Origin of the sequence: Micromonospora sp. WMMD1155 (assembly GCF_029581275.1) — a bacterium.
Taxonomy (GTDB): Bacteria; Actinomycetota; Actinomycetes; order Mycobacteriales; family Micromonosporaceae; genus Micromonospora.
Genome location: NZ_CP120742.1, coordinates 5,684,511 through 5,709,691 on the forward strand (window position 1 = coordinate 5,684,511; position 25,181 = coordinate 5,709,691).

Below are 25,181 nucleotides of genomic sequence, written 5' to 3' on the forward strand. Positions count from 1 at the left end.
CCGGTGACGGAGGTCGCATGACACGCGCGTTGACCCGCAAGGGCGAGGCGACCCGGGCGCGGATCGTCGCGGGCGCGGCCGCGGAGATCCGCGAGCGCGGCGTCGACGAGGTGCGCCTCGAGGACGTGATGGAGCACACCGGCACCAGCAAGGGTCAACTCTTCCACTACTTCCCGGACGGGAAGGAGGAATTGCTGCTCGCGGTGGCCCAGCACGAGGCCGACCAGGTGCTCACCGACCAGGAGCCGATGCTCAGCAACCTGACCTCCTGGCCGAACTGGATGGCCTGGCGCAACCGGCTGATCGAGCGCTACCTCGCCCAGGGCGTGAAGTGCCCGCTCAACGGTCTGCTCGGTCAGACCGGACGACGCGCGCCGGGAGCGCAGGCGATCGTGACCGGGCTCATGTGGCGGTGGCAGGACAAGATCGCCGAGGGTGTCCGGCACATGCAGTCGACCGGGGACATCGCCCCCGAGGTGGACGCCGACCGCGCGGCGGCGGCGCTGCTGGCCGGCATCCAGGGCGGCGTACTGCTGCTGCTCTCCACCGGCAAGATCGACCACCTGGAGGCGGCCCTCGACCTCACCATCGACTCGCTGCGAGGCAGGCCACTGCGATGACCATGACCCGGGGAAACGACGACGACCGGCCACCGCTGGTCCTGCTGCACGGCCTGACGTACGACAGTCGGCAGTGGGGGCCGGTCCGGCGTGAGCTCGCGGCGATCGATGCGGACCGGCAGGTCCTCGCCCTCGACCTGCCCGGTCACGGCGACTCACCCCGGCGGGCGTCCTACCGGATGACGGAGGTCGCCGAGGTCGTGCACGCCCAGGTGACCGGGGCCGGTCTCGACACGCCGATCGTGGTGGGGCACTCGGTCGGCGCGGTGGTCGCCACGGCGTACGCGGCCCGCTATCCCGTACGCGGTGTGGTGAACCTGGACCAGATCCTGCTGCCCGGCCCGTTCGGTGTGGCCGTACGCCAGGCCGAGCCGACCCTGCGCGGCCCGCAGTGGCGGGAGGTGTGGGACCGCATGCTGGCCAGGATGGGCATCGAGTCGTTGCCGGCCGAGGCGCGCGAGCTCGTCGCAACCGCGACCGATCCCCGGCCGGACCTGCTGCTGGGCTACTGGGGCGAGATCCTGCACGGGTCCGACGAGGAGGTCGCCGCCGACCGGTTCCGCGACCTGCGCTCCATCGGCGAGCGGAACATCCCCTACCGCTGGGTGGCCTCGTCGGAGCCACGGGCCCCCTACCTGGCCTGGCTGACCGAAGCGCTGCCGGAGATCGAGGTGACGGTGCTGCCCGGCGGCCACTTCCCGCACCTGGCGGAACCCGCGACGATCGCCCGGCTGCTGGTGACCGGCTGAGCGCGAGCGGCACCGGGCAGGGGCGGCTATCCTTGCGGCCGAATCGCCGGAGATCGGAGCAGCCGTGGCGGGTGACGACGACATCTCCGGGTGAGAACCCGGACCGGCCGCCGACCGGCGCGTGATCGCGCCGCAGTCGCCGCGGCCCTCGTCGTCATGCCCCGCTCCCGCCGGGCCACCCGGGTGTGCCCCCGGATCTCCCTTCCCCGAGGTCCCCATGTCTGTTCGACCAGCCCTCATCGCCCATGACCTGGTACGCGTCCGCGGCACCCGCCGGGTGCTCGACGGAGTGTCGCTGACCGCGGCGCCCGGCCGTCGGATCGGCCTGATCGGTGAGAACGGCACCGGCAAGACGACCCTGCTGCGGATCCTGGCCGGTGCCGACGAGCCCGACGCCGGCACCGTCACCCGCCCGTCGGACGTCGGCTTCCTGCACCAGGAGATGCCCTTCACCCCGTCCGCGACGATCGCCACGGTCCTCGACGACGCGCTCCGCGAGGCCCGAGCCGACCTCGCCGAGCTGGACCGGATCAGCACCGCACTCGCCACCGCGCCGGAGGACGGCGAGGACCACGACCGGCTGCTGGCCGCGTACGGCGAGGTTCTGGAACGGGCGCAGGACCGCGACGCCTGGGACGCCGACCGACGTGCCCGGAGCGTGCTCGACGGCCTCGGCCTCGGTGGACTACCCCACGACCGGACGCTCGCCGCGCTCTCCGGTGGGCAACGTGGCCGCCTCGCCCTCGCCGCGATGCTGATCCGCCGGCCGGGCGCGCTGCTGCTCGACGAGCCCACCAACCACCTCGACGACGCGGCGGCCGCGTACTGCGAGGACCAACTGCGGGCCATGCCCGGGGTGGTCGTGCTGGCCAGCCACGACCGTGCGTTCCTGGACGCGGTCTGCACCGATGTCGTCGACCTGGACCCGGCGGTCGACGGGCCGGTTCGGCACGGCGGCGGCTACACCGCCTACCTCACCGCCAAGCGGGCCGAGGCGCAGCGCTGGCGCCGCCGCTACGACGAGGAGCAGGCGCAGCTCGCCGAACTGCGCGAGGCCGCCGCGCTGACCGGGCATCAGGTCGCCCACGGGCGGACTCCCCGCGACAGCGAGAAGATGGGGTACGGGCACACCGCCGGCCGGGTGCAGAACCAGATCTCCCGCCGGGTCCGGGACGCCGCCCGTCGCCTGGAGGTGCTGGAACGGCACCAGATCGCCGCGCCACCGGCGCCGTTGCGCTTCCACCCGCCGGCGTCCGCGTCGGCATCCCTGCCTGCGGCTCAGTCTGCGTCCGTGCCTGCGTGTGCGCCTGCGCCCGTGCTCGCCGGAGACGTCTGCGGCGGCGAGCCGGTCGACGCGGTCCGGTTGTTGGTCGCGGTCCGGTTGCTGGAGGTCCCCGGTCGACTGCGGGTGGACCACCTCGACGTGACGGCCGGCGACCGGCTGCTGGTCAGTGGTCCGAACGGCGCGGGAAAGTCGACTCTGCTCGCCGTCCTCGCCGGCCGGCTGCCCGGCGACGGAACCCTGTGGCGACGGCCGAATCTGCGCGTCGGGCTGCTCACGCAGGACACCGTCTTCGACCGTCCACAGCGGACGGCCCGCGACATCTACGCCGACGTCGTCGGGGCGGAACGGGCCGAGATCGTGCCCCTGTCGTCGCTCGGGCTGCTCGCGTCGCCGGACCTCGACCGCCCCGTCGTCGACCTGTCGGTGGGTCAGCGTCGGCGGCTCGCGCTCGCGGTGCTCGTCGCCGACCCGCCGGATCTGCTCCTGTTGGACGAGCCCACCAACCACCTCTCGCCGACGCTCTGTGACGAGTTGGAGGAGGCCCTGAGCACCGGCCCCGGCGCGGTCGTCGTCGCGAGCCACGACCGGCGACTCCGCTCCCGCTGGCCCGGCCGAAAACTGACCCTGCCCCCCACGCCCCCACCCTCCCCACCCCCCCGCGCCCCCGCCCCCGCCTCGGTGATCAAGAGGTTTGCGTCATTCCGCCCGGCGTGTCGTGACGCAAACCTCTTGATCACCGGAGCTGACGGCGGGAGTCCCGGGGTGGGGAGCGCGGGAGGGTGGGAGGGATGGGTTTGCTGGTCCGGGGGGTTGGAAACGTTTTCGTAACGGGGGGTTGACCTCTCCGCCATCGGCGGAGCAGACTCCCCGGAAACGTTTACAGCTATCGGGTGGAGGTGCCGGACGTGGGTCGTAAACGTTTACAGGAGCCGGCTGACGGCCGGCCCACGGTGCACACCGTCGCCGCCCGCGCCGGCGTGTCCATCGCGTCCGCCTCGCGGGTGCTCAACGGCGTCGGTGGCAGCCCGGAGACGATCCGCAAGGTCCGCGAGGCGGCGGCCGAGGTGGGCTACGTGCCCAACGCGATCGCCCGTTCGTTGCAGTCGCAGCGCACCGGCCTGATCGCGCTCGCCGTCGAGGACATCGGCAACCCGGTGTACGTGGAGATGATGCGCGCCATCGAGGCGGTGGTCGCGTCCTCCGGACGGCAACTGCTGGTGCACGCCACCGGCGGGCGGATCGACAACGAGACCGCCCTGCTGCGGCGGCTGGCCAACCGCTACGTGGACGGGATGATCGTCTCGCCGATCCGGGTCACCGACGACCACCTGGCCGCGCTGGTGGACAGCCCGGTGCCGGTGGTGGTCGTCGGGCAGCTCGGCGCGGACGCCGCTGTGGACAACGTGCGTACCGACTCCCGGCAGGGTGTGGCGCTGGCCGTGGACCATCTCGTCGCCACCGGCCGACGTCGCATCGGCTTCGTCAACGGCCCGCTCGACACCGTTCCCGGCGCCGCGCGTGACGCCGGGTTCCGGACCGCCCTGGCCGGGCACGGCATCGTGCTCGACGAGGAACTGGTCGAGGTCGGTGACTTCCAGTACGCCGCCGGCCGGGCGGCCACCGAACGGCTTCTCGCCCGCACCGACCCGGACGCGCTGGTGTGCGCCAACGACCTGATCGCCGTCGGTGCGCTGCACGCCCTGCTGGCCGCCGGTCGCCGGGTGCCGCAGGACGTCGCGGTGGTCGGCATGGACGACACCGAACTGGCCCGGATGATGTTCCCCCAGCTCTCCAGCGTCTCGCTCGGTTCGGCCGAGCGTGGTCGCCGCGCCGCCGAACTCCTCCTGCAACGCATCGCCGACGCGACCCTGCCGCCGCGCCGCGAGCAGGTGCCACCCAGTCTCACCGTCCGCGCGTCCAGCGCCGCGTCGCTGCCGGCACCCCGTTCCGCCGCGCCGGGCACCCCACCGACCACCCACCCGTCCAGCGAAGGGGTGACCGCATGACCACCCTGACCGAACGGCCGGACGTCGAGCGGGCCGAGCCGGCCCGCCGGCCGAACCGGTTCCGGTCCGACCGCACCACCATCTACCTACTGCTCCTGCCGTCGCTGCTGCCGATCCTGGTGCTGTCGGTGTTCCCGCTGCTGCGGGGCATCTACCTCGGCTTCACCGACGCCCGGGCCGGGCGCAACGTCGAGGTCAGCTTCACCGGCCTGGCCAACTACCGGGAACTGCTCGGTGACGAGCTGTTCTGGAACTCGTTCAAGATCGGCCTGCTCTGGGCGGTCGGGGTGACCGTCCTGCAGTTCCTGCTCGCCCTCGGGCTGGCCCTGCTGCTCAACCAGCAACTGCGGTTCCGCGGTGTGGCCCGGGTGCTGGCCGTCGTGCCGTGGGCGATGCCGCCGGTGGTGGTCGGCATCCTCTGGAAGCTCGTCTACCACCCCGACGCCGGCCTGATCAACGAGTTCTTCCACCGCGTCGGCGCGGACGGGCTGCGGACCAACTGGCTCGGCGATTTCAGCACCGCCCTCCCTGCGGTGATCATCGTCGGGGTCTGGGCGGGCATGCCGCAGACCACCGTCGTTCTGCTCGCCGGTCTGCAGGGCGTGGGTCGTGAGTTGCACGAGGCGGCGGCGGTGGACGGGGCCAGCACCTGGCACCGGTTCCGGCACGTCACGCTGCCCGCCCTGGCGCCGGTGATCGTGGCCATCACCTCGCTGGACTTCATCTGGAACTTCAACTCGTTCGGCCTGGTCTACGTGCTCACCGCCGGTGGGCCGGGCGGCAAGACGATGCTGCCGATGCTCTTCGCCTACGAGGAGGCGTTCCGCTACGGCAACTACGGCTACGCCGCCGCGCTCGGCAACGTGATGGTCGTGCTCATCATCGCGCTGCTCGCCGTCTATCTCCGTCGTCGGCTCAGGGAGGCGAACTGACATGTTCGGAAAACCGAGCCGCACCAGCCGGACGTTGCAGTACCTGGCTCTCGCCGGCTACCTGATCTTCCTCGGGTTCCCGCTGGTCTGGCTGCTCTCCACGGCGCTCAAACCGCCACGTGAGCTGGTCCGCCTGCACCCGACGCTGATCCCGGACAACCCGACACTGCAGAACTTCGTCCAGGCCTTCACCGAGCAGGAGCTGGGCCGGGCGGCGCTCAACAGCCTCCAGGTCTCGCTCGCCTCGGCGGTGCTGACCGTGCTGGTCGCCATGCCGGCGTCGTACGCGCTGGCCCGGTTCCGCTCGAAGCTCGGCACCGCCGCGCTGGGCTGGGTGCTGCTGTCCCAGCTCTTCCCGTTCGTGCTGCTGATCATCCCGATCTTCCTGGTGCTGCGGCAGGTCGGCCTGGCCAACACGCACGCCGGCCTGGTGCTGATCTACGTGGTCTGGGCGCTGCCGTTCGCGCTGTGGATGTTGCAGGGCTTCGTCCGCAACATCCCCCGCGAGTTGGAGGAGGCCGCGTCGGTCGACGGCGCGAGCCGGGTGCAGGTCCTGCGGCGGGTGGTCTTCCCGCTGCTCGCCCCGGGCCTGGTCGCGACCGCGCTGTTCTCCTTCATCTCGGCCTGGAACGAGTTCTTCTTCGCCCTGGTGCTGATCAAGACCCCGGAGTTGGCCACCCTGCCGGTGGCGTTGGCCCGGTTCGTCGGCATCGAGGGCACCGCCCGACTGGGACCACTGGCCGCCGGTTCACTGCTCGCCACACTGCCCAGCCTGATCTTCTTCGCGTTCATGCAGCGCCGGCTCTCGTCCGGGTCGCTCGCCGGCGCGGTCAAGGGCTGAGACGTCCCCCACCCACCATCACCAAGGAGGTAAACCCCATGCTCCGTACCCGATTCCGCCGGCTCGCGGCGGCTGCCGCGGTCGCGGTCGTCGGCCTCGGCGCGCTCACCGCGTGCGGCGACGGCGGCGGCGACGAGGACGCGTCCGGTCCAGCCAAGCTGCGGTTCCTCAGCCTCGCCTGGCAGAAGGAGTCGCTCCAGGTCAACAAGGACCTGGTCGCCAAGTGGAACGCCGAACACCCGGACATCCAGGTGGAGTACGTCCAGGGTGACTGGAACTCGGTGCACGACCAGCTCCTCACGTCGTTCGAGGGGGGCGACGCGCCGGACATCGTGCACTACGAGGCGTCCTCGATCGGCGAGTTCAGCAAGCAGGGCTACCTGGCCGACCTGTCCGACCTGGTCTCCGACGACCTGAAGGGCCAGATCGACAAGGGCATCTGGGACACCGTCACCACCGACGGCAAGGTCACCGGTGTGCCGTTCCTGCTGGAGTCGCAGGTCGTCATCGCCAACAAGAAGCTGCTCGACGCCGCCGGTGTCGCGGTGCCACCGGCCGACGGCGGATGGACCTGGGACGAGTTCCAGACCAACGCGCAGAAGCTCACCAAGCCCGGCCAGTACGGCGCGGCCTGGGCGCTGAAGTCGCCGACCAACCGGGTGCTCAACCTGGCGCTCAACTACGACGGCAAGTTCTTCTACGGCGACGGCCGGCGCGCCGAGGTCAAGGTCGGTGACGGGGAGAAGGAGGTCCCGAAGCGGATCCACGACATGCTCTACACCGCCAAGTCGGCCTCCCCGGAGGCGCTGGGCATGAGCGGCGCGGACACCCTGCCCGGCTTCTTCGGCGGCAAGTACGCGATGCTGCCCGGCTCGGTGTCGCTGCGTCAGCAGATGGTCGAGCAGGCGCCGGCCGGCTTCGAGTGGGTCACCCTGCCGCCGCTCAAGGGGCTCTCCGCCAAGCAGGCCGCCAACCCGCAGACGCTGTCGGTCTCCGCGGACAGCAAGCACAAGAAGCAGGCCGCGCAGTTCCTCGAGTACTTCCTGAACCCGACCAACATGGCCGCGCTGGCCAAGGGTGACTGGCTGGTGCCGACCGGCGAGCAGGCCAACGAGGAGCTGGTGAAGCTGACCGCCGGCAAGCAGGGCTGGGACGTCGCGGCGGCCAGCGCCAAGGACCTGACCGTCGCCCCGTTCCAGCAGGCCGACGGCTACCCGGAGTGGAAGACCAAGTACGCCACCCCGGCCCTCCAGCAGTACTTCGCCAACAAGATCACCATCGACCAGCTCGGCACTCAGCTGGTCGACGGTGGCAAGCAGGTTTCGAGGTAACGACATGTCACTCTTGCTCGACACATCGGTCGGTTGCCTGGTCGGCGCCGCGGTCGGAGACGCCCTGGGTGGGGCCACCGAGACGGCGTTGCCGGAGCAGATCCGCGCCCGCTTCGGCGGCTGGGTCGAGGGCATCGTGCCCCCGTACCACGCCGACTGGGCCACCGCGCGACCGCTCGCGCCGTACCACAAGGGCGACGGGCACCTCACCGACGACACGTTGATGACCCACGCCCTGGTCCGCGCGTACGCGGCCAAACGGGACCACCTCGACGCGTACGACGTGGTGGATCTGCTGGTTCCCGACCTGATCGAGCGGGTGGTGTACATCCCCGACCTGGAGCGCGACGGGGTGACCTTCCACCGGCTCGCCGCTGCCGAGCGGTGGCTGGTCACCCGTCTGCACCACGCCCACGCGGACCCGCGTGAGGCCGGGGTCGGCAACATCGTGAACTGTGGCGCGGCCATGTACATGGCGCCGGTCGGCATCGTCAACGCGGGCGACCCCGCCGGGGCGTACGCCGAGGCGGTGGAGATCGCCGGCGCGCACCAGCACAGCTACGGGCGGGAGGCCGCTGCCGTCTTCGCGGCAGCGGTCGCGGCGGCGGCGGCCCCCGGCGCGGGCGTCGAGGACGTCGTCGCCGCGGCCCTGGACCTGGCCCGCGACGGCACCCGCGCGGCCGTCGACGCGGTGGTCAAGGAGGCCCGCGGCCACCGCGACTGGAAGCAGGCGATCCCGGCGCTGCGGGCCGCGGTCGCCCCCTTCGACACGGTGGGGGAGGAGTACCGCAGCCCCGGGCTGGGTGCACGGCGGCCCAGCCGCCTGCACGCCATCGAGGAACTGCCGGTGGCCCTCGGCATGCTCGTGGTGGCGGGCGGCGACTTCCGGGCGGCGGTGCTCGGGTCGGTCAACTACGGCCGGGACGCCGACTCGACAGCCACCATGGCCGCGGCCATCGCCGGGGCGCTGGGCGGTGCGGACGCGGTGCCGACGGAGTGGTCCGAGGTGGTCGCGACCGCGTCGAAGACCGACCTGGTGGAGCCCGCCCGGGTCCTCGCGGCGGTGGCCGGTGAGGTCTTCGAGCGCGACCGGGCGCGGTTCGCCCGGCGGGCCGACCGCTTCGCCGCGCTGGCGGGGGAGTCGACCCGGTGAGGATCACCTGGGTGCAGCCGGAGGACCTGTTGCCGCACGAGTTGGCGGCCAGCCGGGACGAGGGACGCGACGTGACCGCGCTCGCCGCGCGCTGGGCGGCGGCCGGCGGGGACCTGACTCCGCCGGTCAGCGGGGCGTCGCCGACCCCGGCGGCGCCGGAGCTGCGGGCGCTCGCGGTGGAGTTGCTGGACGCCGCCGACGCGCTGCCCAGCGTCGACGCCGCCGACGAGCCGGACGACCTGGCCACGCTGCGTGCCGGCTGGCCGACCGGCTGGTCGCTGCCGACCGAGGTGGACCACGACCGGCTGCACGGCGCCTGGCTGGGCCGCGCGGCCGGCTGCCTGCTCGGCAAGCCGGTGGAGAAGATCCCGCGCGACGGGATCCGGGAGATCCTGGTCGCGACCGACAGGTGGCCGCTGCGCGACTGGTTCACCGCGAAGGGCCTCCCGGCCGAGGTCGCCGCCCGCTGGCCGTGGAACCGGCGCAGCGCGCCGACCAGCCTCGCCGAGAACATCGACGGGATGCCCGAGGACGACGACCTGAACTACCCGCTGCTGGCGCTTCGGGTGCTGGAGACGCACGGCCGGGGCTTCACCAGCGCCGACGTGGCGCAGGCGTGGCTGGACTGGCTGCCCGGCGGGCGGGTCTTCACCGCCGAGCGGGTCGCGTACCGCAACCTGCTCCTCGGGTACGCGCCGCCGCGCAGCGCCCGCCGGCACAACCCGTTCCGGGAGTGGATCGGGGCGCAGATCCGCACCGACGTGTACGGCTGGGTCAACCCCGGTCGGCCGGACCACGCCGCCGAGCTGGCGTTGCGCGACGCGGCGGTCAGTCACGTCCGGGGCGGGGTGCACGGGGCGATCTGGGCCGCCGCCCTGGCCGCGGCGGCAGTGGTCGCGGACACCGTGGACGAGGTGCTGGACGCCGCCGAGTCGGTCCTGCCGCCGCGCAGCCGGTTCGCGGCCACGGTCCGCGAGGCCCGGGCCCTCGGCGCGGGGGCCGACGACTGGGAGGCCGTGGTGGACGAGCTGTACGCCCGGCACGGCCACCTGCACTGGGTGCACGTGCGCAACAACGCCGCGCTGGTGGCCGCCGCGTTGGCGTACGGCCGGGGTGACCTGGAGCGGTCCATCACGGCGGTGGTCAGCGGCGGCTGGGACACCGACTCGACCGGCGCCACGGTCGGTGCGGTGACCGGTGCCCTCACCGGCGCGTCCGGACTGCCGGCCCGCTGGATCGCGCCGCTGCGCAACCGGCTGGCCAGCAGCATCGGCGGCTTCGACGGGATCGGCTTCGACGAGCTGGCCCGACGGACCCTCGCCCTGGCACGGCAGCGTGGACCGGAAGGGAGCGTGGCATGAGCGCGCGCGTGGCGGTGGTGGGCAGCAGCAACCTGGACCTGGTGGTCACGGCGTCGCGGCTGCCCCGCCCCGGCGAGACGGTGCTCGGCGAGGACTTCCGGACTGTGCCCGGCGGCAAGGGCGCCAACCAGGCGGTCGCCGCCGCGCGGGCCGGTGCGGCCTGCGACTTCGTGGGCGCGGTCGGCGACGACGAGTTCGGTACGCGGCTGCGGACGAGCCTGGTCGGCGCGGGCGTGGACGTGCGTGGTCTGCGGACCGTCGCCGGCCCCTCCGGTGTCGCGCTGATCGGCGTCGACCGGGCGGCGGAGAACTTCATCATCGTCGCGCCCGGGGCCAACGGCACACTTACCGAGCTGGACGCGGACGACCGGGCGACGATCGCGGCGGCGGACGTGCTGCTGCTCCAACTGGAGGTGCCGCTGACCGCAGTGACCCAGGCGGCACAGTGGGCCCGCGCCGACGGCACCACGGTGGTGCTGAACGCCGCCCCGGCCGCGGCGCTGCCCACCGAACTGCTCGACCTGGTCGACGTGCTGGTGGTCAACGAACACGAGGCCGCCGTCGTCGCCGGGATCTCCTCCGACGACCCGCCGGTGCTGCTCGACGCGCTGCTGAAGCTGGTGCCCCGGGTGGTGCTGACCCTCGGCGCACGCGGCGCCGCGTACGCCGACCGGCGCGGCCTGCGTCTCGCGGTCCCGGCGCCACAGATCGACGCGGTGGACACCACCGCCTCGGGGGACGCGTTCACCGGCGCGCTCGCCGTGGGCTGGGCCGAGCGTGGCGGCGCCGTCAGCGAGGACACCGTCACGGCGAGCCTGCGCTGGGCCTGCGCCGCGGGCGCGGCCTGCGCCCAGCGGCCCGGGGCGTCCACCGCCCTGCCCGACCGGCCGGCCATCGACGCCCTCTACGACGCGACCTACCGAGGTGCCACGTGAGCTTCAACCCGTACGTCCCGCGCCCGATCGACCGGCCCACCGAGGTGCCGTTGGGCGGGCACGCCGACCTGAGCACCCTGGACGAGGCGAAGATCTTCGCCGCGCCGGGTGACCCGGCGGACTGGCCGGCCTGGCGGGAGCAGATCACCCGCTGGCGGGCCGACGCCCGGGACCGGATCGGCTACGTCGGCGAGCACTACGACGAGATCACCGGCGACTGCTTCAGCGTCTGCCTGGCCTGGCTCTGGGACGAGGCACTCTACGACCACGAGCGCGGCGTCTTCACCGTCGACGCGTTCCTCGACGCGGCCGGACGGGACTTCGGCGGTTTCGACGGGGTGGTGCTCTGGCACGCGTACCCGGTGATCGGCCTGGACGACCGTAACCAGTTCGACTGGTACCGGGACGTGCCGGAGCTGCCCGAGGTGGTCCGCGCGTTCCAGGAACGGGGGGTGCGGGTCTTCGTCGACTACAACCCGTGGGACACCGGCACCCGGCGCGAGGCGGGCACCGACGCCGAGGAGGTCGCCGCGCTGGCCGGCAAGCTCGGCGTCGACGGGGTCTTCCTGGACACCCTCAAGGAGGGCGCCGGCGAGCTGCGCGCCGCGCTGGACGCGGTCCGCCCCGGCATGATCCTGGAGGGCGAGAGCCGGGTTCCGTTGGCCCGCATCGCCGACCACGCGATGTCGTGGGCGCAGTGGTTCGCCGACTCCGAGGTGCCCGGTGTGCTGCGGGCCAAGTGGTTCGAGCGGCGGCACGTGCTGCACCACACCCGGCGCTGGCACCGCGACCACCTCGACGAGCTGCACTCCGCCTGGCTCAACGGCGTCGGCGTACTGGTCTGGGAGAGCGTCTTCGGCGTCTGGGTCGGCTGGAACGAGCGGGACCGGGCGGTCCTGCGGGCGATGCGCCGGGTGCAGAGCAGCCACGCCGCGTGGCTGCGCGCCGAGGACTGGGTGCCGCTGGCCGACCACCCCGGCCACTGCCAGGTGTACGCGTCCCGCTGGACGCACGACGACCGACCCCTGTGGACCGTGGTGAACCGGGGCGCCGACCACGACGGCCCCTGGCTGGTCGTCGACCCGGACGCCGGGCGACGTTTCGTCGACCTGGTCACCGGTGTCGAGCTGACCGTCACCGAGACCGCCGACGGTCGGCTCGCGGTGGGCGGTCCACTGCCGGCCGGCGCGATAGCGGCCGTGACGCCCGGTGTCGCCGCCGCGCACCAGCACGAGCCGCCGACCGGCGACCCGGCCTTCCCGGCCCGCGAGGCGGTACGCGTGCGCACCCCGTGGGCGCCCCGGTCGCAGGTGCCGCCGGGCATGGTCGCCGTCGAGGGCGGCCGACGGGACCTCGTCGTCCGGCACCGGGTGCGGGAGACCGGGCTGTACGGCGAGGCGCCCTACGTCGACGAGTGGAAGCCGTTGCCGCCCCGACTGCACCACCCCGGCACACTGCGGCGCAGCGTGCGACTCGGCCGGTTCGCCATCGCCGTCCGCGAGGTCACCCACTCCGAGTACGCCGAGTTCCTGCGCGCCAGCGGCTACCGCCCGGTGCGCCCCGAACGGTTCACGGCGGGGAGCGGACCGGCCGACGCCCCGGTGACCGGGGTGGAGTTGGCCGACGCGCGGGCGTACGCCCAGTGGGCCGGGCTGCGGCTGCCCACCGAGGACGAGTGGCAGGTCGCCGCCGAGGCGGGGCTGCTCGTTAGGGGTGAGCCGTTGGTGTGGAACCTGACCGACAGCGAGCACTCCGACGGTCGTACCCGTTTCGCCATCCTCAAGGGTGGTGCCGCCTACCGGGCGGAGGGCTCCGACTGGTATCTCGACGGCGGCCCGCAACCGGCGGACGTCTCGGTGAAGTTGCTGCTCACCGGCGCCGGTCTCACCCGCTCCGACCAGGTCGGTTTCCGCTGCGCGGCCGACCTGCCCGAGACCACGGACCTGCCCGAGACCACGGATCTGCCCGAGACCACGGATCTGCCCGAGACCACGGATCTGCCGGGGACCACGGAGGTGATCCGGTGACCGCGCCACTGGACGGGGTGAAGGTCGTCGACCTGGCGACCCTCTTCGCCGGGCCGCTCGCGGCGGCGTTCCTCGGCGACTTCGGCGCCGACGTGATCAAGGTGGAGCACCCGGTCAAGCCGGACCCGTCCCGGGGGCACGGCCCGGCCCGGGACGGCGTGGGGCTCTGGTGGAAAGTCCTCGGCCGCAACAAGCGCACCGTCACCCTGAACCTGTCCGACCCGGACGGTGCCGCGTTGCTGCGTCGACTGCTCGCCGACGCCGACGTGCTGGTGGAGAACTTCCGCCCGGGCACCCTGGAGCGGTGGGGGCTCGGCCCGGCCGAGCTGCACGCCGTCAACCCCCGCCTGGTCATCACCCGGATCAGCGGGTTCGGACAGGTCGGCCCGTACGCCCGCCGACCCGGGTTCGGCACACTCGCCGAGGCGATGAGCGGCTTCGCGGCGGCCACCGGGGAACCGGACGGCCCGCCCACCCTGCCACCGTTCGGCCTGGCCGACTCGGTGACCGCGCTCGCCGCCGCGTACGCGGTGATGCTCGCCCTGCGCGCCCGGGACGTCACCGGCACCGGGCAGGTCGTGGACCTCGCCATCATCGAGCCGATCATGGCGATGCTCGGGCCGCAGATCACCTGGTACGACCAGATCGGCTACGTCCAGCCCCGGCTGGGCAACCGGTCCAACAACAACGCCCCGCGCAACACCTACCGGTGCGCGGACGGGCGCTGGGTGGCGGTCTCCACCAGCGCGCAAAGCATCGCCGAGCGGGTACTGCGGCTGGTGGGACGACCCGAGCTGGTCGACGAGCCGTGGTTCGGCACCGGCAGCGGCCGGGCCGCGCACGCCGACGAGTTGGACGCCGCGGTGGGCGCCTGGGTGGCACAGCGCGACCGCGACGAGGTGGTGGCCGCCTTCGAGGAGGCACAGGCGGCCGTCGCGCCCGTCTACGACGTACGCGACATCCTCGCCGACCCGCAGTACGCGGCACTCGGCACCGTACGCACAGTGCCGGACGAGGAGTTGGGCGAGGTGCGGATGCAGAACGTGCCGTTCCGGCTCACCGACACGCCGGGCGAGATCCGGCACGCCGGACGGCGGCACGGTCAGGACACCGACGCGGTGTTCGGGGCGCTCGGCCTGACCGACGAGGAGTTGGCGGCGCTGCGCGAACGGGGCGTGCTCTGATGCTGCTGAGCTGGCTCTACGTGCCCGGCGACCGCCCGGACCGGTTCGCCAAGGCGGTCGCCTCGGGCGCCGACGCGGTCATCCTCGACCTGGAGGACGCCGTGGTCGCCGGGCGCAAGGCGTACGCCCGCGAGGCCGTCGCCGAGTTCCTCGCCGACCCGCACCCGGTGCCGGTGCAGGTCCGGGTCAACGAGCTGACCGGCCCGGACGTCGACGCCGACCTGACGGCGGTGGCCGACCGGCCCGGGTTGAGCGGGCTACGGCTGCCGAAGGTCGAGTCGGCCGCGACGGTGACCGCCCTCGCCGAGCGCGTCGACGTACCAGTGCACCCGCTGATCGAGTCGGCGCTCGGGCTGGAGTCCGCGTACCCCATCGCCGTGGCCCACCCGGCGGTGGCCTCGATCGGCCTCGGTGAGGCCGACCTGCGCTCGGACCTCGGGGTGAGCGACGACGACGGCCTGCTCTGGGCGCGCGGCCGGGTGGTGGTCGCGGCCCGCGCGGCCGGTCTGACCCCACCGGCGATGTCGGTGTACGCCGACGTGGTGGACCTCGCCGGTCTGGCCGCGTCGTGTGCGGTCGGGCGGCGGCTCGGATTCCTCGGCCGCACGGCGATCCACCCGCGCCAGCTTCCGGTGATCGTGGAGGCGTTCCGTCCGGCCGAGCGGGAGGTGGCCCGCGCCGCCGAGCTGCTGGCCGCGGTGGCGGACGCGGAACTGCGGGACTCGGGGACCGTGGTCCTGCCCGACGGCCGGTTCGCGGACCGGGCGATGGTGGCCGCCGCCCAGCGTGTCGTCGATCTGGCCGCACGCTACGCCGTCTGAGCGCACCGGTCGCCGGTCACCGGGCTGGTCGCAGTCGCGTGGGCTGGTGGTGCGGTCGGAGTCACCGGGCTGGCTGCGGTCGCGTGAGCTGGTGGTGCCTTCGGAGGTCAGCGGGCGGTCGCGGTCGCCGGTGCGCCGGCCGACGTCGTCGGGTCGAGCCGGTCGAGCCGCGCGAGGTGGGCGTTGCCGTCCCGGACCACGGCCTGGGCCATCGCCGTGGCCGCCGGGTGGGCCCCGGCGCGTTGCTCCGCCACGGCGACCCGGGCCGCCTGCGTGAGGTGCGCGCGCAGGTGCCCGGCGAGCAGCCGGTGGAACGGTGTCCCGGTGGCCGCCCGCAGTGCGGTCACCTGCTCGGCGGTGACCATGCCCGGCATGTCGTGACCCTCGTGCGGGTTGGTCGTCGGCGCGCCGGCATCGTCCAACAGCCGGAGAGCCCGGTGCAGGTCGGCGCGCTCGGTGGCCTCGACCTGAGCGGCCAGATGTCGCCAACCCGGGTCCGTGGTCCGGGCCGGCACGAGTTCGAGTACGGGCAGCAGGCGTTCGGCCATCGCCGCCGTCAACTGGAGCCAGGCGATGTCGGTGGGGCTGAACGGTCCCGTCGGTGCCGGCGCGACCGTCGCCGGTGGCCGGGTCGGTGCGAGGTCGACCGCCGGTGGCTCGGTCGATGTCGGCGTGACCGCCGGTGGCGGGGTCGGTGTGGTGGTGCGGGACGGGCCGGGTGGCCCGGCGGCGCAGCCGGCGACGAGCAGGACGCCGACGAGCACCGTGGACGCTGTCGACCGGAGCATCCGACCTCCTTCCGCCAGGGCGGCGGGCCCGCGTCACCGGGCCCGCCGGACCTGTCGCTCAGATCGGTCGGCCGTCGTGACCGCACTTGATGACGGGGCGGATGCAGTCCTGGACCCGGCGGGCCATCTCCGCCACCGGCCACGCGTTGAAGAAGTCACCGTGCATCGTGTAGCCCGGCCCGGAAGCCAGCCGGAACCGCGACGGGTCGCCGGTGACCGGGTAGCGCAGCACCTGCCGCAACTTCGGCACGTGCACGGGGTGGGTGCTCGGGCAGGCCTGGTTCACCGGGTACGCGAGGTGGCTCTTGTGGTCCGGCGAGTCCAGGTCCCGGCCGTTCCAACACTGCGGGAAGTCCAGGTACGACTCCAGCATCGTGCCGGACGGGCAGTTCACGAAGTCCTTCGACGGCGGCACGTGCCCGGCGTGCAGGCACGACCAACGGGCGATGCTGTCGTTCGGCCCGGTGGCCTTCGCGTTGCCGGCGACCAGACGCAGCCCCAGCGGGAACGGTTGGGTGTTCGCGACGACGTCGGAGCGTACGCCCTCGCCCAGGTAGTAGAACGTGGCGATCGCCGGCTCCACCGGCACGTTGTCCCGGTACAGGGTCGGCACCCAGTAGGACGAGACGTCCACTCGCGGGTTGCAGGTGGTGGGGGAGTTGACCAGGTCGGGGAGCGTGGTGCCGGCGTTCGTCACCGTGCTGCCGAAGAAGCTGTGCATGTGCGAGGCTCCGGGCAGCCCGGGGAAGATGATCGGGTCGTCCGGCAGTCGGTGGCTGTAGGTGCAGTCGGCGGGGAACTCGGCGACCCGGATGACGTTGGTGCCGAAGTCACCACCGGCCTGCCCGGGTGCGGCGTCGGCTCTGGCCGGGGCGGCGTCGGCCCGGTCGGTGGCGGAGACCAGGTACGTGCCGAGGAGCACCAGTAGTGCGCCGATCGCCGTGGCGAGGCGCAGTCGGCGGGGCATGCCGGAGAGGGGTGCGGCCCTGTCCATCGTGTGACTCCTGTCGAGAGGACGGGTCAGGGACAGCTCCGGCGCCGCCGCCGAAGACAGCGGAGTGTGTCCTGGCCAGACATGGTGGTGGCTTGGTGAGCCCGAGAAGAGAGAGCGCTCTCTTGGTCCCAGCGTCACCCATATGTCGACTCTTGTCAATGCGTCCGGCACCTGATGGAAAAGACGCCGAAGGGCCGGGCCCCGTGGTGGGGTCCGGCCCTTCGGTGTGTCTACGGCTTAGCTGGTGGCGTAGCCGCGGGTGGCGATCCAGTCGGCGAGGTGCTCGACGGTGACCTCGTAGGAGGCGGTGTTCGGGTCGGCGGAGTCGGCGATCTTGACGATGTCGCCGTTGTCGCGGTAGCCGACCACGCTGATGTAGTGCCCACCCTCGAAGGAGTGGATACCACCGTCGGTGTCAGTGGTGGTGCCGGCGATGTTGGCGACCACGGCCCGGCCGTCGTCGACGGTGCGGACGATGTCGGCGCGCAGCTTGTCGGTCTGCTTGTCGTCGGCCTTCGGGGTGCTGATCTCGACGGAGTGGTAGGCGTCGTTCTTGCCGGTCTCCTTGTTCAGCACCGGGGTGATGTCGTTGATGGAGTTGGTGCCGGCCTCGGTGGTGCCCATCTCCTTGGCCATGGCGTCCACGCTGATGTCCTTGCCCTGCACGCTCAGGGCGTTACGGGCGGCGGCGGGGCCGCAGTAGTAGAAGTTCGGCTGGGCCTCGTAGCGCACACCCAACTCCCGCTCACCACTCTTACGATCCTGCGTCTGCGTGGTGGGCTTGGCATCCGACATCGCATACGCCGCGGTCACGGGGCCGGCGATGGCACCACCGGTGAACGCGAGACCAGCAGCGGTCAGGGCGGTCTTACGAATCAGATCGGTACGCATGATGGCGTGCTCCTCTGCTTCATCGGGGGACACCGCACGACGCACGGGGGACGGCCATGCGGGGGAAGTTCAGTTCCCGGCGACCCGGTGGGGTCGGCGTCGGGACAGACCACAACGGTCCGGGGTGGCGGATCATTCCACCGGTGGTCGGCCGGGTGCTTGGCCGGCGAGCCAGGGATGTAACCGGCTGGGGCGGCGGATCATTCCGCCGGGCTCCCGGCCCGTGGCGCTTGGGGATGTAACCCGGACGGTCCGGCCGGTGTTCCCGCGGATGCCCTGCACCAACGACCGACAGTCGCGGTGGCGTGCCAGGTAAACGACCCCGCCCGGTCCCCGATTCCACCAGCCGGGTGACCCCCGCCACCACCTCGGCGCTCGCCCCCGACCTGCCGCTGCTGCTGCCTGGACAAACCTCACGTACGGCGCGAACGTCGCCTAGGAGCCCGGCCGCCCCCGCCGGCAGCCGCGCTGCCACGCACCCGCCCCGGCGAAATGCCCCAGCCAACGACCACCACCGCCTTGATCCACTCCGGTTCGGCGATATCGCGGTGTCCGGGTGCCGGGGATACCCCGAGTTCGGCGAAACGGAGTGGATCACGACCAGCACGCGCCGTATCGCACCATTTGCGTCGATCACGCGGACTCGCCGCCGCAGGCACCCGCGACGAGACGCGGAAGGTCGGCGTATCCGACCGCATGCTCGGCGATGTCGCACTATCCCCGAAACTGCTGCCTCGTGGCACCGTGAGGCAGCACCTTCCCGGAAGTTGCGCGAATCTTGGCCGCGCCGCGCCCGCGGCGCGGCGCAGGCGTGCCGGGGTGGGGCTGACGTGCTGGTGGGGCAGACCGCAACATCTCGGACTGCCCCACCCGCGTGCGTGAGCGACGGGATCAGAAGCCGAGGACGGTCCGCCCGCCGACCACGGGAAGCCGCAGTTCGCTGTCGTTCGGCGCGACCCGCAACTCGGTGCCGCCCAACGGCAGCAGGGTGTACTCCTGGTCGCTGGAGAACACGACCACGCCGATCCGGTGACCCGCCGGGAAGATGTAGTCCTTCGGTTCCATGGTCCACCGGTAGTCGTACATCTTGCCCTGCTTGACCGGCGTCGTCCGGGCGTCGCCGGTGCGGTTCTGCGGATCCATCCAACCCCGGGTCACCACCGTCGGCGCGGCGGTCGACCCGGCCGGACCATAGTCGACCAGGTACGCGGTCAGGTTCGCGTCCGGCTTGTTGTCGATCGCCATCCGCAGTCGCATCTCCGGCCGCCCGGAGATGCGTACGCTCTGCGTCAGCTCGGGGGAGCGGTACGCGAGGCGGTTCGCGCTCGCGGTGTCCGGGTTGGACACCAGGGTGTCCGGGTGGATGGTCCGGCCCTGGTCGACGAAGCTCTGCTCGACCTTGGCCTTCGGCGGCTTACCGGTGGTGAGGGCACCCGGGGTGGTGGCGTCGGTGGCGGCGAACCGCAGGCCCACCTCACGGACGGCGGGGTCGGGCCAGTTGGCGTACGTGGTGTAGGCCCGGTCCTCGCGCTGGAGCACGGCGGTCGGCTCGTCCATGATGCCGTTGCGCACGTTCCACAGCCAGTAGTCGAACCAGCGGTTCTCGGTCTGCTTGTACGTCCAGGTCTGCCCGCTGGGCAGGGTCACCGAGGCGCTGCTGCCGGGGCCGCCGTGCCCGCCCTGGTGCAGCCAGATCTTGCGGGGTACGTCGCGCTTGGCGAGCTGGTCCCACCAGCCGGCGAAGTGCTCGGTCTTCACGTTCCAGTCGTTGAGGCCGTGTACGACGAAGACGCTGGCCTTGACGTTGCGGGCGTCGAGGTAGTCGCGGTCCTGCCAGAACGTCGAGTAGTCGCCGGTGATTCGGTCCTGCTCCTCGGTGATCGTCGCGAGTTCGTCGGCGCACTGCCCTTCGGCGCGTGCCTGCCCGGCGGTGTACTGGGCCAGGATGTCGAGGTCCTCGCCCTGGTACGTGCCGGGTGCGACGACCAGGCCGTTGGCTCGGTAGTAGTCGTACCAGCTGCTGATCGCCGAGACCGGGACGATGGTCTTGAGCCCCTTGACCCCGGTGGTGGCCACCTGGTTGGGCAGGGTGCCGTTGTAGGAGACGCCGGTCATGCCGACCGCGCCGGTGGTCCAGCCGGCGGTGACCGGGGCGCCGTCGGCGTCGTACCCCTTGGCCCGGCCGTTGAGCCAGTCGATGACCGCCTTGGTGCCGAGCGTCTCGGCCTGGTCGCCGCTGGTCGGGCAGCCGTCCGAGTCGCCGGTGCCGACGCTCTGGCCCAGCACCACCGCGTACCCGCGGGGCACGTAGTAGTCGTCCAGCGAGCCGGGCAGGTTGGCCTTCGCCTGGGCCCGCTGGACGCTCGCGTCGAGCGCACGGCGTCCGGTGCGATCGGTCAGACCGTTCTGCGGCAGCTCGTCAACGAGCACGCTCGGGTACGGCACGTCACCCCAGGTGCCCTTGCGGTACGGGCTGTGCTCGAAGATGACCGGCACCTTGAAGCCGGTGGTCGCGGTCTCCCGGGGTCGGGAGATGTCGATCGCGACCCGGTCGAGCCGGCCGTCGTGGTCGGTGTCCACCGGCGTCTGGACGAACACCCGCTCCTCGATCGCGTCGGCGAGTGAGAACACCGGTTGGGTCATGCCGTCGCTGACCACGATGCCGGTGGGCGTGGTGGCGGTCGGCGGTGCAGCCGTCGCGGTGGGGGCTGCGCTGAGCACCAGTGCGCCGGACACACCGACGCTCAGGAGCGCTAGATGACGGGGTCGACGCACGCGCGTCTCCCTTCGGTTGGGCCGGTCGCCGGGGTCGGCACCGACCGATCTCGAAGATCCATTCGTCGACATGCTAGGACCGTGCCGACGTTCCGTCGATCCCCTCCGGTGTCCACCGTGGCCGGTCAGGGGGTCGGCGGTGTCACCGCGATGATCAGGTGGGTGCGTTCGTCGTCGGCATTGCGGTAGAGGTGCGCCAGGCGCGAGTCGAAGGTGACCGGCTCGACCTGTTCGCCCTCTGCTCCCTTTGTTACGGCGGTGAAAACCCCTCGTCACGGGCCTCAAAAGATCGTTTATTCGTGCTTATGATCTTGCGGGAAGTCGCCCGATGAGGCACTTTCGTCCACATTAGACGAGGAGCACCATGCTCAGGAGAACGCGGTGGCTGATGGCGGTTGCCGTCACGGCCACGACGCTGACCGCCCTACCGGGCGGCTCGGCCACAGCCGGCGGCATCGACCGGCCCGGTGCACCCGCCGCCTCGACCGACGGCAGGACGCACACCGTCACCCTGCTGACCGGCGACGTGGTGACTGTCCGCAGCACCGGCTCGGGGTGCCCGCAGGCGACGATCCGGCCGGTCGACCAGAACGCGGTGATCAGCCAGAGCTGCGGCCCGGACGGTCACCTGCACGTCGTCCCCGCCCGGGTCGCGTCCCAGGTCGGCTCGGTCCTCGACCCCGACCTGTTCGACGTCACCACGCTGATCGCCGACGGGTACGACGACGACAACTCCGCCGAGTTGCCGCTCATCGTGCAGCCCGCCACGGCGTCCGCCCGGGTCGCCGCGCTCGGCGACGTGCTGCCGCTGCCCAGCATCGGCGCGGTCGCCGGCCGCGTACCCAAGAAGAACCCGGCCACCGCGAAGCTGGCGACCACGTCGCTGCTCGCCGGCGCGAAGAAGGTCTGGCTCGACCGCAAGGTCCGCGCGACCGCGCTGACCGGCGGCGGACAGCACGCCGCCCTGGACCGCAACCTGGGCCAGATCGCCGCGCCGGACGCCTGGAAGGCCGGCTACACCGGCAAGGGGACCACCGTCGCGGTACTCGACACCGGCGCCGACTTCACCCACCCGGACCTGGTCGGGCGGATCGCCGACCGGGCCGACTTCACCGTCGAGGGCGGCGACGCCGTCGACCACAACGGCCACGGTACGCACGTCGCGTCGACGATCGCCGGGACCGGCGCCGCCGCACACGGCCGGCGTCGTGGTGTCGCGCCCGACGCCAAGCTGCTGATCGGCAAGGTCCTGGACGACCACGGCTACGGCGACGACTCCGGGATCATCGCGGCCATGGAATGGGCTGCCCCCCGAGCCGACGTCATCAACATGAGCCTCGGTGGCAGCGACGCCGACGACGGCAACGACCCGCTCTCGCTCGCCGTCGACGGCCTGAGCAAGGCCACCGGCGCACTCTTCGTCATCGCCGCCGGCAACAACGGCGCGCAGATCTCCTCGCCCGGGTCGGCCGCCACCGCGCTCACCGTCGGCGCCGTCGACCGTGACGACAAGCTCGCCGACTTCTCCAGCCGCGGACCGCTGATCAACAACCACGCGGCCAAGCCGGAGCTGGTCGCGCCCGGCGTCGACATCGTCGCCGCACGGGCCGCCGGCACGAACCTGCAGGACCCGATCGACGAGCACTACGAGGCGATCAGCGGCACCTCGATGGCCAGCCCGCACGCGGCGGGCGCCGCCGCGCTGCTCGCCCAGCGCCACCTGGACTGGACCGGCCAGCAGCTCAAGGCCGCACTCGTCGGCGCGGCCGACCCGCTGACCGGCGTCGACGCGTACGCCGTCGGAGCCGGGCGGCTCAACGCGGCCCGGGCCCTCGGCGGCCCGACCAGCGACCAGCCGGTGGTCAACCTCGGCACGTTCGCGTACCCGCAGTCCGGGACCAGCGAGACGAAGCTGAGCTGGACCGGCGGGTCCACCCCGGCCACGGCGGTCCTCGACCTCGACGTGTCGATCGTCAACCACGACGGCCGGAGCGTGCCGCGCGGCGCGGCGTCGTTGTCGACGAGCCGGGTGACCCTCAAGCGGGGTGCCACCGGGGCGGCGACGCTGCGGATCGACCGCAAGGCGCTGGCCAGCCGACCGGGCCTCTACCTGGCCACCGTCACCGCCCGCACCGGCCGCACCGTGGTCGCCTCCACGCCGGTGAGCTTCTACGTCGAGCAGCCCAGCTACGACCTGACGATCCACACCAAGCCGATGCCCGGCCTGCGGGAGGGCGCGGACGCCTGGATCAACCTCATGGTCGCCAACCTCACCGACCCCCTGCTGTTCTACGGCGGGGGCGGCGGCACGCCCGGGGACACCTTCACCCTGCGGGTGCCGGCCGGGCGGTACTCGGTGCTCGGCGCGTCGATCGCCTACTACGTCGACAGCGACGTGCAGGAGAGCACCCTCACCGCGGCGGGTGACCTGGACGTGCACGCCGCCCGGAGCGTGACCCTCGACCCGGCGCAGGCCCGGCCGGTCACGGCGACCGTCGACGGGATGCCCACCAAGACCACCCGGACCGACGTCACCACCTTCCAGACCGCGGTGAACGGCCTGCCGTGGTGGCACCAGATCAGCGGGTTCGGGACGGCGACGGCGGTCCGCAGCGTGGCGATCCCGAAGCCCACCATCGGATCGCGGCGCACCTGGGCGGCCGTCAACATGGACTCGCCGGCCGGCACCGCGGAGCCGTACCGCTACAACATCGTGCACGAGTACGCCGACGGCGTGCCGGCCGACCCGTCGTTCCGGGTGACCAGGGCGGAGCAGGCCCGGCTGGCCCGCATCGACGAGCGGTTCCACCAGACCGACTCGCCGGAGATGTACACCACGTTCGTCCGCTTCGGCGAGACTCCCGACGGGGTGCCGGTGACCCAGACCTTCGAGGGGATCATGCCGCCGAGCCGGACGTCGTACCTCTCACCGGAGATCGTCTGGGCCGACCAGGGTGTCTACGGCGGACTGGGGGCCATGGAGGCGCCGCGCCAGTACCGGCCGGGCAGCCGGCAGTCGAAGGTCTGGGCGCGGCAGCCGCTGCACTCCGACTGGTACGACGACCCGGCCGGTGACGGCTGGAGCTGCGCCACCCCGCCGTCGCGGACCCGGGGCAACCTGCACCTGGACATGGTGACGCTCACCGACCAGCACCAGCGGGCCGACTGCCTGCAGGGCGAGGCGATCGGCGTGAAGCGCAAGCTGTCGCTGTACCGCAACGGCAAGCTGGTCGACGAGCGGTCAGGCCCGGTCGGCGATTTCACCGTTCCGCAATCGATGGCCGACTACCGGGCGACGCTCGACGTCGACACCAGTCTGATCCTGCCGATCTCCACCAGGGTCAACACCTCGTGGACGTTCCGGTCGGCCGGTCCAGACGGGACCGGGAGCGTGCCGGTGCCGCTGCTCGCCGTCGACTACGCCCTGCCGATGGACCACGACAACCACCCGGTCGACGGAACGGCCGAGCTGGCCGTCCGGCAGGCGCACGGTGTGAAGACGCAGAAGGTGACCTCGTTCCAGGTCTGGACCTCGACCGACGACGGCGGCACCTGGAAGACCGCCCGGGTCACCCGGAGCGGCGACACCTACCGCGTCGCGCTGCCGAAGGCCACCGCCGGGCAGGCCGTCTCCCTGCGGGTGAAGGCCACCGGCAACGGCGGTAGCGGGATCGACCAGACCATCATCCGGGCGTACCGCGCCGGGTGACAGTCGACACGTGGTGCGGCCCGGTTCCGGCTGGGCCGCACCATCGTGCTGTGTCACGGTGTCGATCCGATCCCACCTCGTTCGTCGTGACGGTGAACCGCGACGCCGACAACGAGAGGCACCTCCATGACACCAACCGCCGAGACACCGCGGCGCCGAACCCGTCTCCTGCTGGGCTGTGGCACGGCGGCCGGCCTCCTCTTTCCCGTCCTGTCGTTCGGCCAGGCGTTCACCCGATCCGGGTTCGACCTGCGGCGGCACGCGGTCAGCTCACTCACCCTCGGTGGCCTCGGCTGGTTGCAAGTCACCGCGTTCGTGGGCACCGGCGTGCTGGCCGTCGCCTTCGCGGTGGGCCTGTGGCGGGCGTTGCGACCGGGTCGGGGCGGCACGACGGTTCCGGTGCTGGTCGGCGTGTACGGGGTGGCGATGGTCGGCGGTGGGATGTTCGCCCCCGATCCCGGGCTCGGTTGGCCGCCGGGCGCCCCGACCGGCCTTCCGGAGCAGGCCAGCACGGGAAGTGTCCTGCACACGGTGTGCGGCGCGGCGGCGTTCCTGTCGCTGATCGCGGCCGGCCTGCTGCTCGCTCGACGGTTCGCCGGCCACGGCAACCGGACCTGGGCGCTCTACAGCGCCGTCAGCGCCGCCGCCGCCTTCGTGCTCACTGCTCTTCCCTGGAGCGAGGGGAGTGCGAGCATCCGCTTCGCCGTCGGAGCGGTGCTCATCTCCGGGTGGCTCGTGGCGCTCTCCTGGCGGGCGCGCGATGAGGCCGCCTGATCGTG

General features: G+C 72.4%; 19 protein-coding genes. 15 read left to right on the top strand and 4 right to left on the bottom strand.

The annotated features are described in order from the left end of the window. Positions 1-17 precede the first annotated feature (17 nt). From O7617_RS26050 to O7617_RS26110, 13 genes are all read left to right on the top strand, one after another. Positions 18-620: a TetR/AcrR family transcriptional regulator gene (locus tag O7617_RS26050; protein WP_282258758.1), complete on the top strand. Its 603-nt coding sequence runs from the start codon at positions 18-20 to the stop codon at positions 618-620. Continuing rightward, the gene (locus O7617_RS26055) at positions 617-1,369 is read left to right on the top strand and encodes an alpha/beta fold hydrolase (protein WP_282258759.1); all 753 of its coding nucleotides are present in this window, start codon (positions 617-619) and stop codon (positions 1,367-1,369) included. The genes O7617_RS26050 and O7617_RS26055 overlap by 4 nt, the downstream gene beginning before the upstream one ends. Before the next feature lie 217 nt (positions 1,370-1,586). Beyond that, complete coding sequence (locus O7617_RS26060; protein WP_282258760.1) at positions 1,587-3,482, top strand: ABC-F family ATP-binding cassette domain-containing protein; 1,896 nt, start codon at positions 1,587-1,589, stop codon at positions 3,480-3,482. Between the two features lie 77 nt (positions 3,483-3,559). Beyond that, complete coding sequence (locus tag O7617_RS26065; protein WP_282258761.1) at positions 3,560-4,660, top strand: LacI family DNA-binding transcriptional regulator; 1,101 nt, start codon at positions 3,560-3,562, stop codon at positions 4,658-4,660. Then, positions 4,657-5,592 carry a sugar ABC transporter permease gene (locus O7617_RS26070; RefSeq protein WP_278140039.1) on the top strand — a complete coding sequence of 312 codons (936 nt, stop codon included), beginning with the start codon at positions 4,657-4,659 and terminating at the stop codon, positions 5,590-5,592. The genes O7617_RS26065 and O7617_RS26070 overlap by 4 nt, the downstream gene beginning before the upstream one ends. Before the next feature lies 1 nt (position 5,593). Continuing rightward, entirely contained in the window at positions 5,594-6,433 is an 840-nt protein-coding gene (locus tag O7617_RS26075) for a carbohydrate ABC transporter permease (RefSeq protein WP_282258762.1), read from the top strand. Between the two features lie 38 nt (positions 6,434-6,471). Then, a complete protein-coding gene (locus O7617_RS26080; RefSeq protein WP_282258763.1) occupies positions 6,472-7,764 on the top strand; it encodes a sugar ABC transporter substrate-binding protein in 1,293 nt (430 codons plus the stop codon). 4 nt (positions 7,765-7,768) lie between these two features. Next, positions 7,769-8,917: an ADP-ribosylglycohydrolase family protein gene (locus O7617_RS26085; protein ID WP_282258764.1), complete on the top strand. Its 1,149-nt coding sequence runs from the start codon at positions 7,769-7,771 to the stop codon at positions 8,915-8,917. Beyond that, entirely contained in the window at positions 8,914-10,278 is a 1,365-nt protein-coding gene (locus tag O7617_RS26090; RefSeq protein ID WP_282258765.1) for an ADP-ribosylglycohydrolase family protein, read from the top strand. Before O7617_RS26085 ends, O7617_RS26090 begins: the two co-directional genes overlap by 4 nt. Then, positions 10,275-11,213 (top strand): ribokinase, encoded by a 939-nt coding sequence (locus O7617_RS26095; RefSeq protein WP_282258766.1) that lies wholly within the window; start codon positions 10,275-10,277, stop codon positions 11,211-11,213. Before O7617_RS26090 ends, O7617_RS26095 begins: the two co-directional genes overlap by 4 nt. After that, positions 11,210-13,240 carry an SUMF1/EgtB/PvdO family nonheme iron enzyme gene (locus tag O7617_RS26100; protein ID WP_282258767.1) on the top strand — a complete coding sequence of 677 codons (2,031 nt, stop codon included), beginning with the start codon at positions 11,210-11,212 and terminating at the stop codon, positions 13,238-13,240. Before O7617_RS26095 ends, O7617_RS26100 begins: the two co-directional genes overlap by 4 nt. Beyond that, entirely contained in the window at positions 13,237-14,424 is a 1,188-nt protein-coding gene (locus O7617_RS26105) for a CoA transferase (protein WP_282258768.1), read from the top strand. Before O7617_RS26100 ends, O7617_RS26105 begins: the two co-directional genes overlap by 4 nt. After that, complete coding sequence (locus O7617_RS26110) at positions 14,424-15,245, top strand: CoA ester lyase (RefSeq protein ID WP_282258769.1); 822 nt, start codon at positions 14,424-14,426, stop codon at positions 15,243-15,245. The genes O7617_RS26105 and O7617_RS26110 overlap by 1 nt, the downstream gene beginning before the upstream one ends. Positions 15,246-15,352: 107 nt before the next feature. Here O7617_RS26110 and O7617_RS26115 read toward each other — a convergent pair whose 3' ends face one another. The 4 genes from O7617_RS26115 to O7617_RS26130 form a co-directional block, all read right to left on the bottom strand. Continuing rightward, positions 15,353-16,033: a DUF305 domain-containing protein gene (locus tag O7617_RS26115; RefSeq protein WP_282258770.1), complete on the bottom strand. Its 681-nt coding sequence runs from the start codon at positions 16,031-16,033 to the stop codon at positions 15,353-15,355. A 58-nt stretch (positions 16,034-16,091) separates the two neighbouring features. Then, the gene (locus O7617_RS26120) at positions 16,092-17,027 is read right to left on the bottom strand and encodes a DUF1996 domain-containing protein (RefSeq protein ID WP_282258771.1); all 936 of its coding nucleotides are present in this window, start codon (positions 17,025-17,027) and stop codon (positions 16,092-16,094) included. 237 nt (positions 17,028-17,264) lie between these two features. Beyond that, entirely contained in the window at positions 17,265-17,918 is a 654-nt protein-coding gene (locus O7617_RS26125; RefSeq protein WP_282257804.1) for a C39 family peptidase, read from the bottom strand. A gap of 891 nt (positions 17,919-18,809) precedes the next feature. Beyond that, positions 18,810-20,693 (bottom strand): Xaa-Pro dipeptidyl-peptidase, encoded by a 1,884-nt coding sequence (locus tag O7617_RS26130; protein WP_282258772.1) that lies wholly within the window; start codon positions 20,691-20,693, stop codon positions 18,810-18,812. Between the two features lie 364 nt (positions 20,694-21,057). On the opposite strand from O7617_RS26130, the gene O7617_RS26135 reads away from it, so the two are divergent. Beyond that, positions 21,058-24,402, top strand: coding sequence for a S8 family serine peptidase (locus tag O7617_RS26135; protein WP_282258773.1), 3,345 nt, complete (start codon positions 21,058-21,060; stop codon positions 24,400-24,402). A gap of 126 nt (positions 24,403-24,528) precedes the next feature. Next, positions 24,529-25,176 (top strand): DUF998 domain-containing protein, encoded by a 648-nt coding sequence (locus O7617_RS26140; protein ID WP_282258774.1) that lies wholly within the window; start codon positions 24,529-24,531, stop codon positions 25,174-25,176. The last annotated feature ends 5 nt before the right edge of the window (positions 25,177-25,181 follow it).

Bases quoted from the DNA above. Each gene is read 5' to 3' on its own strand.
- O7617_RS26060 (WP_282258760.1), top strand. From the start codon at position 1,587: ATGTCTGTTCGACCAGCCCTCATCGCCCATGACCTGGTACGCGTCCGC.
- O7617_RS26115 (WP_282258770.1), bottom strand. From the start codon at position 16,033: ATGCTCCGGTCGACAGCGTCCACGGTGCTCGTCGGCGTCCTGCTCGTC.
- O7617_RS26070 (WP_278140039.1), top strand. From the start codon at position 4,657: ATGACCACCCTGACCGAACGGCCGGACGTCGAGCGGGCCGAGCCGGCC.
- O7617_RS26120 (WP_282258771.1), bottom strand. From the start codon at position 17,027: ATGGACAGGGCCGCACCCCTCTCCGGCATGCCCCGCCGACTGCGCCTC.
- O7617_RS26140 (WP_282258774.1), top strand. From the start codon at position 24,529: ATGACACCAACCGCCGAGACACCGCGGCGCCGAACCCGTCTCCTGCTG.
- O7617_RS26055 (WP_282258759.1), top strand. From the start codon at position 617: ATGACCATGACCCGGGGAAACGACGACGACCGGCCACCGCTGGTCCTG.
- O7617_RS26110 (WP_282258769.1), top strand. From the start codon at position 14,424: ATGCTGCTGAGCTGGCTCTACGTGCCCGGCGACCGCCCGGACCGGTTC.
- O7617_RS26135 (WP_282258773.1), top strand. From the start codon at position 21,058: ATGCTCAGGAGAACGCGGTGGCTGATGGCGGTTGCCGTCACGGCCACG.
- O7617_RS26085 (WP_282258764.1), top strand. From the start codon at position 7,769: ATGTCACTCTTGCTCGACACATCGGTCGGTTGCCTGGTCGGCGCCGCG.
- O7617_RS26095 (WP_282258766.1), top strand. From the start codon at position 10,275: ATGAGCGCGCGCGTGGCGGTGGTGGGCAGCAGCAACCTGGACCTGGTG.
- O7617_RS26125 (WP_282257804.1), bottom strand. From the start codon at position 17,918: ATGCGTACCGATCTGATTCGTAAGACCGCCCTGACCGCTGCTGGTCTC.
- O7617_RS26075 (WP_282258762.1), top strand. From the start codon at position 5,594: ATGTTCGGAAAACCGAGCCGCACCAGCCGGACGTTGCAGTACCTGGCT.
- O7617_RS26080 (WP_282258763.1), top strand. From the start codon at position 6,472: ATGCTCCGTACCCGATTCCGCCGGCTCGCGGCGGCTGCCGCGGTCGCG.
- O7617_RS26050 (WP_282258758.1), top strand. From the start codon at position 18: ATGACACGCGCGTTGACCCGCAAGGGCGAGGCGACCCGGGCGCGGATC.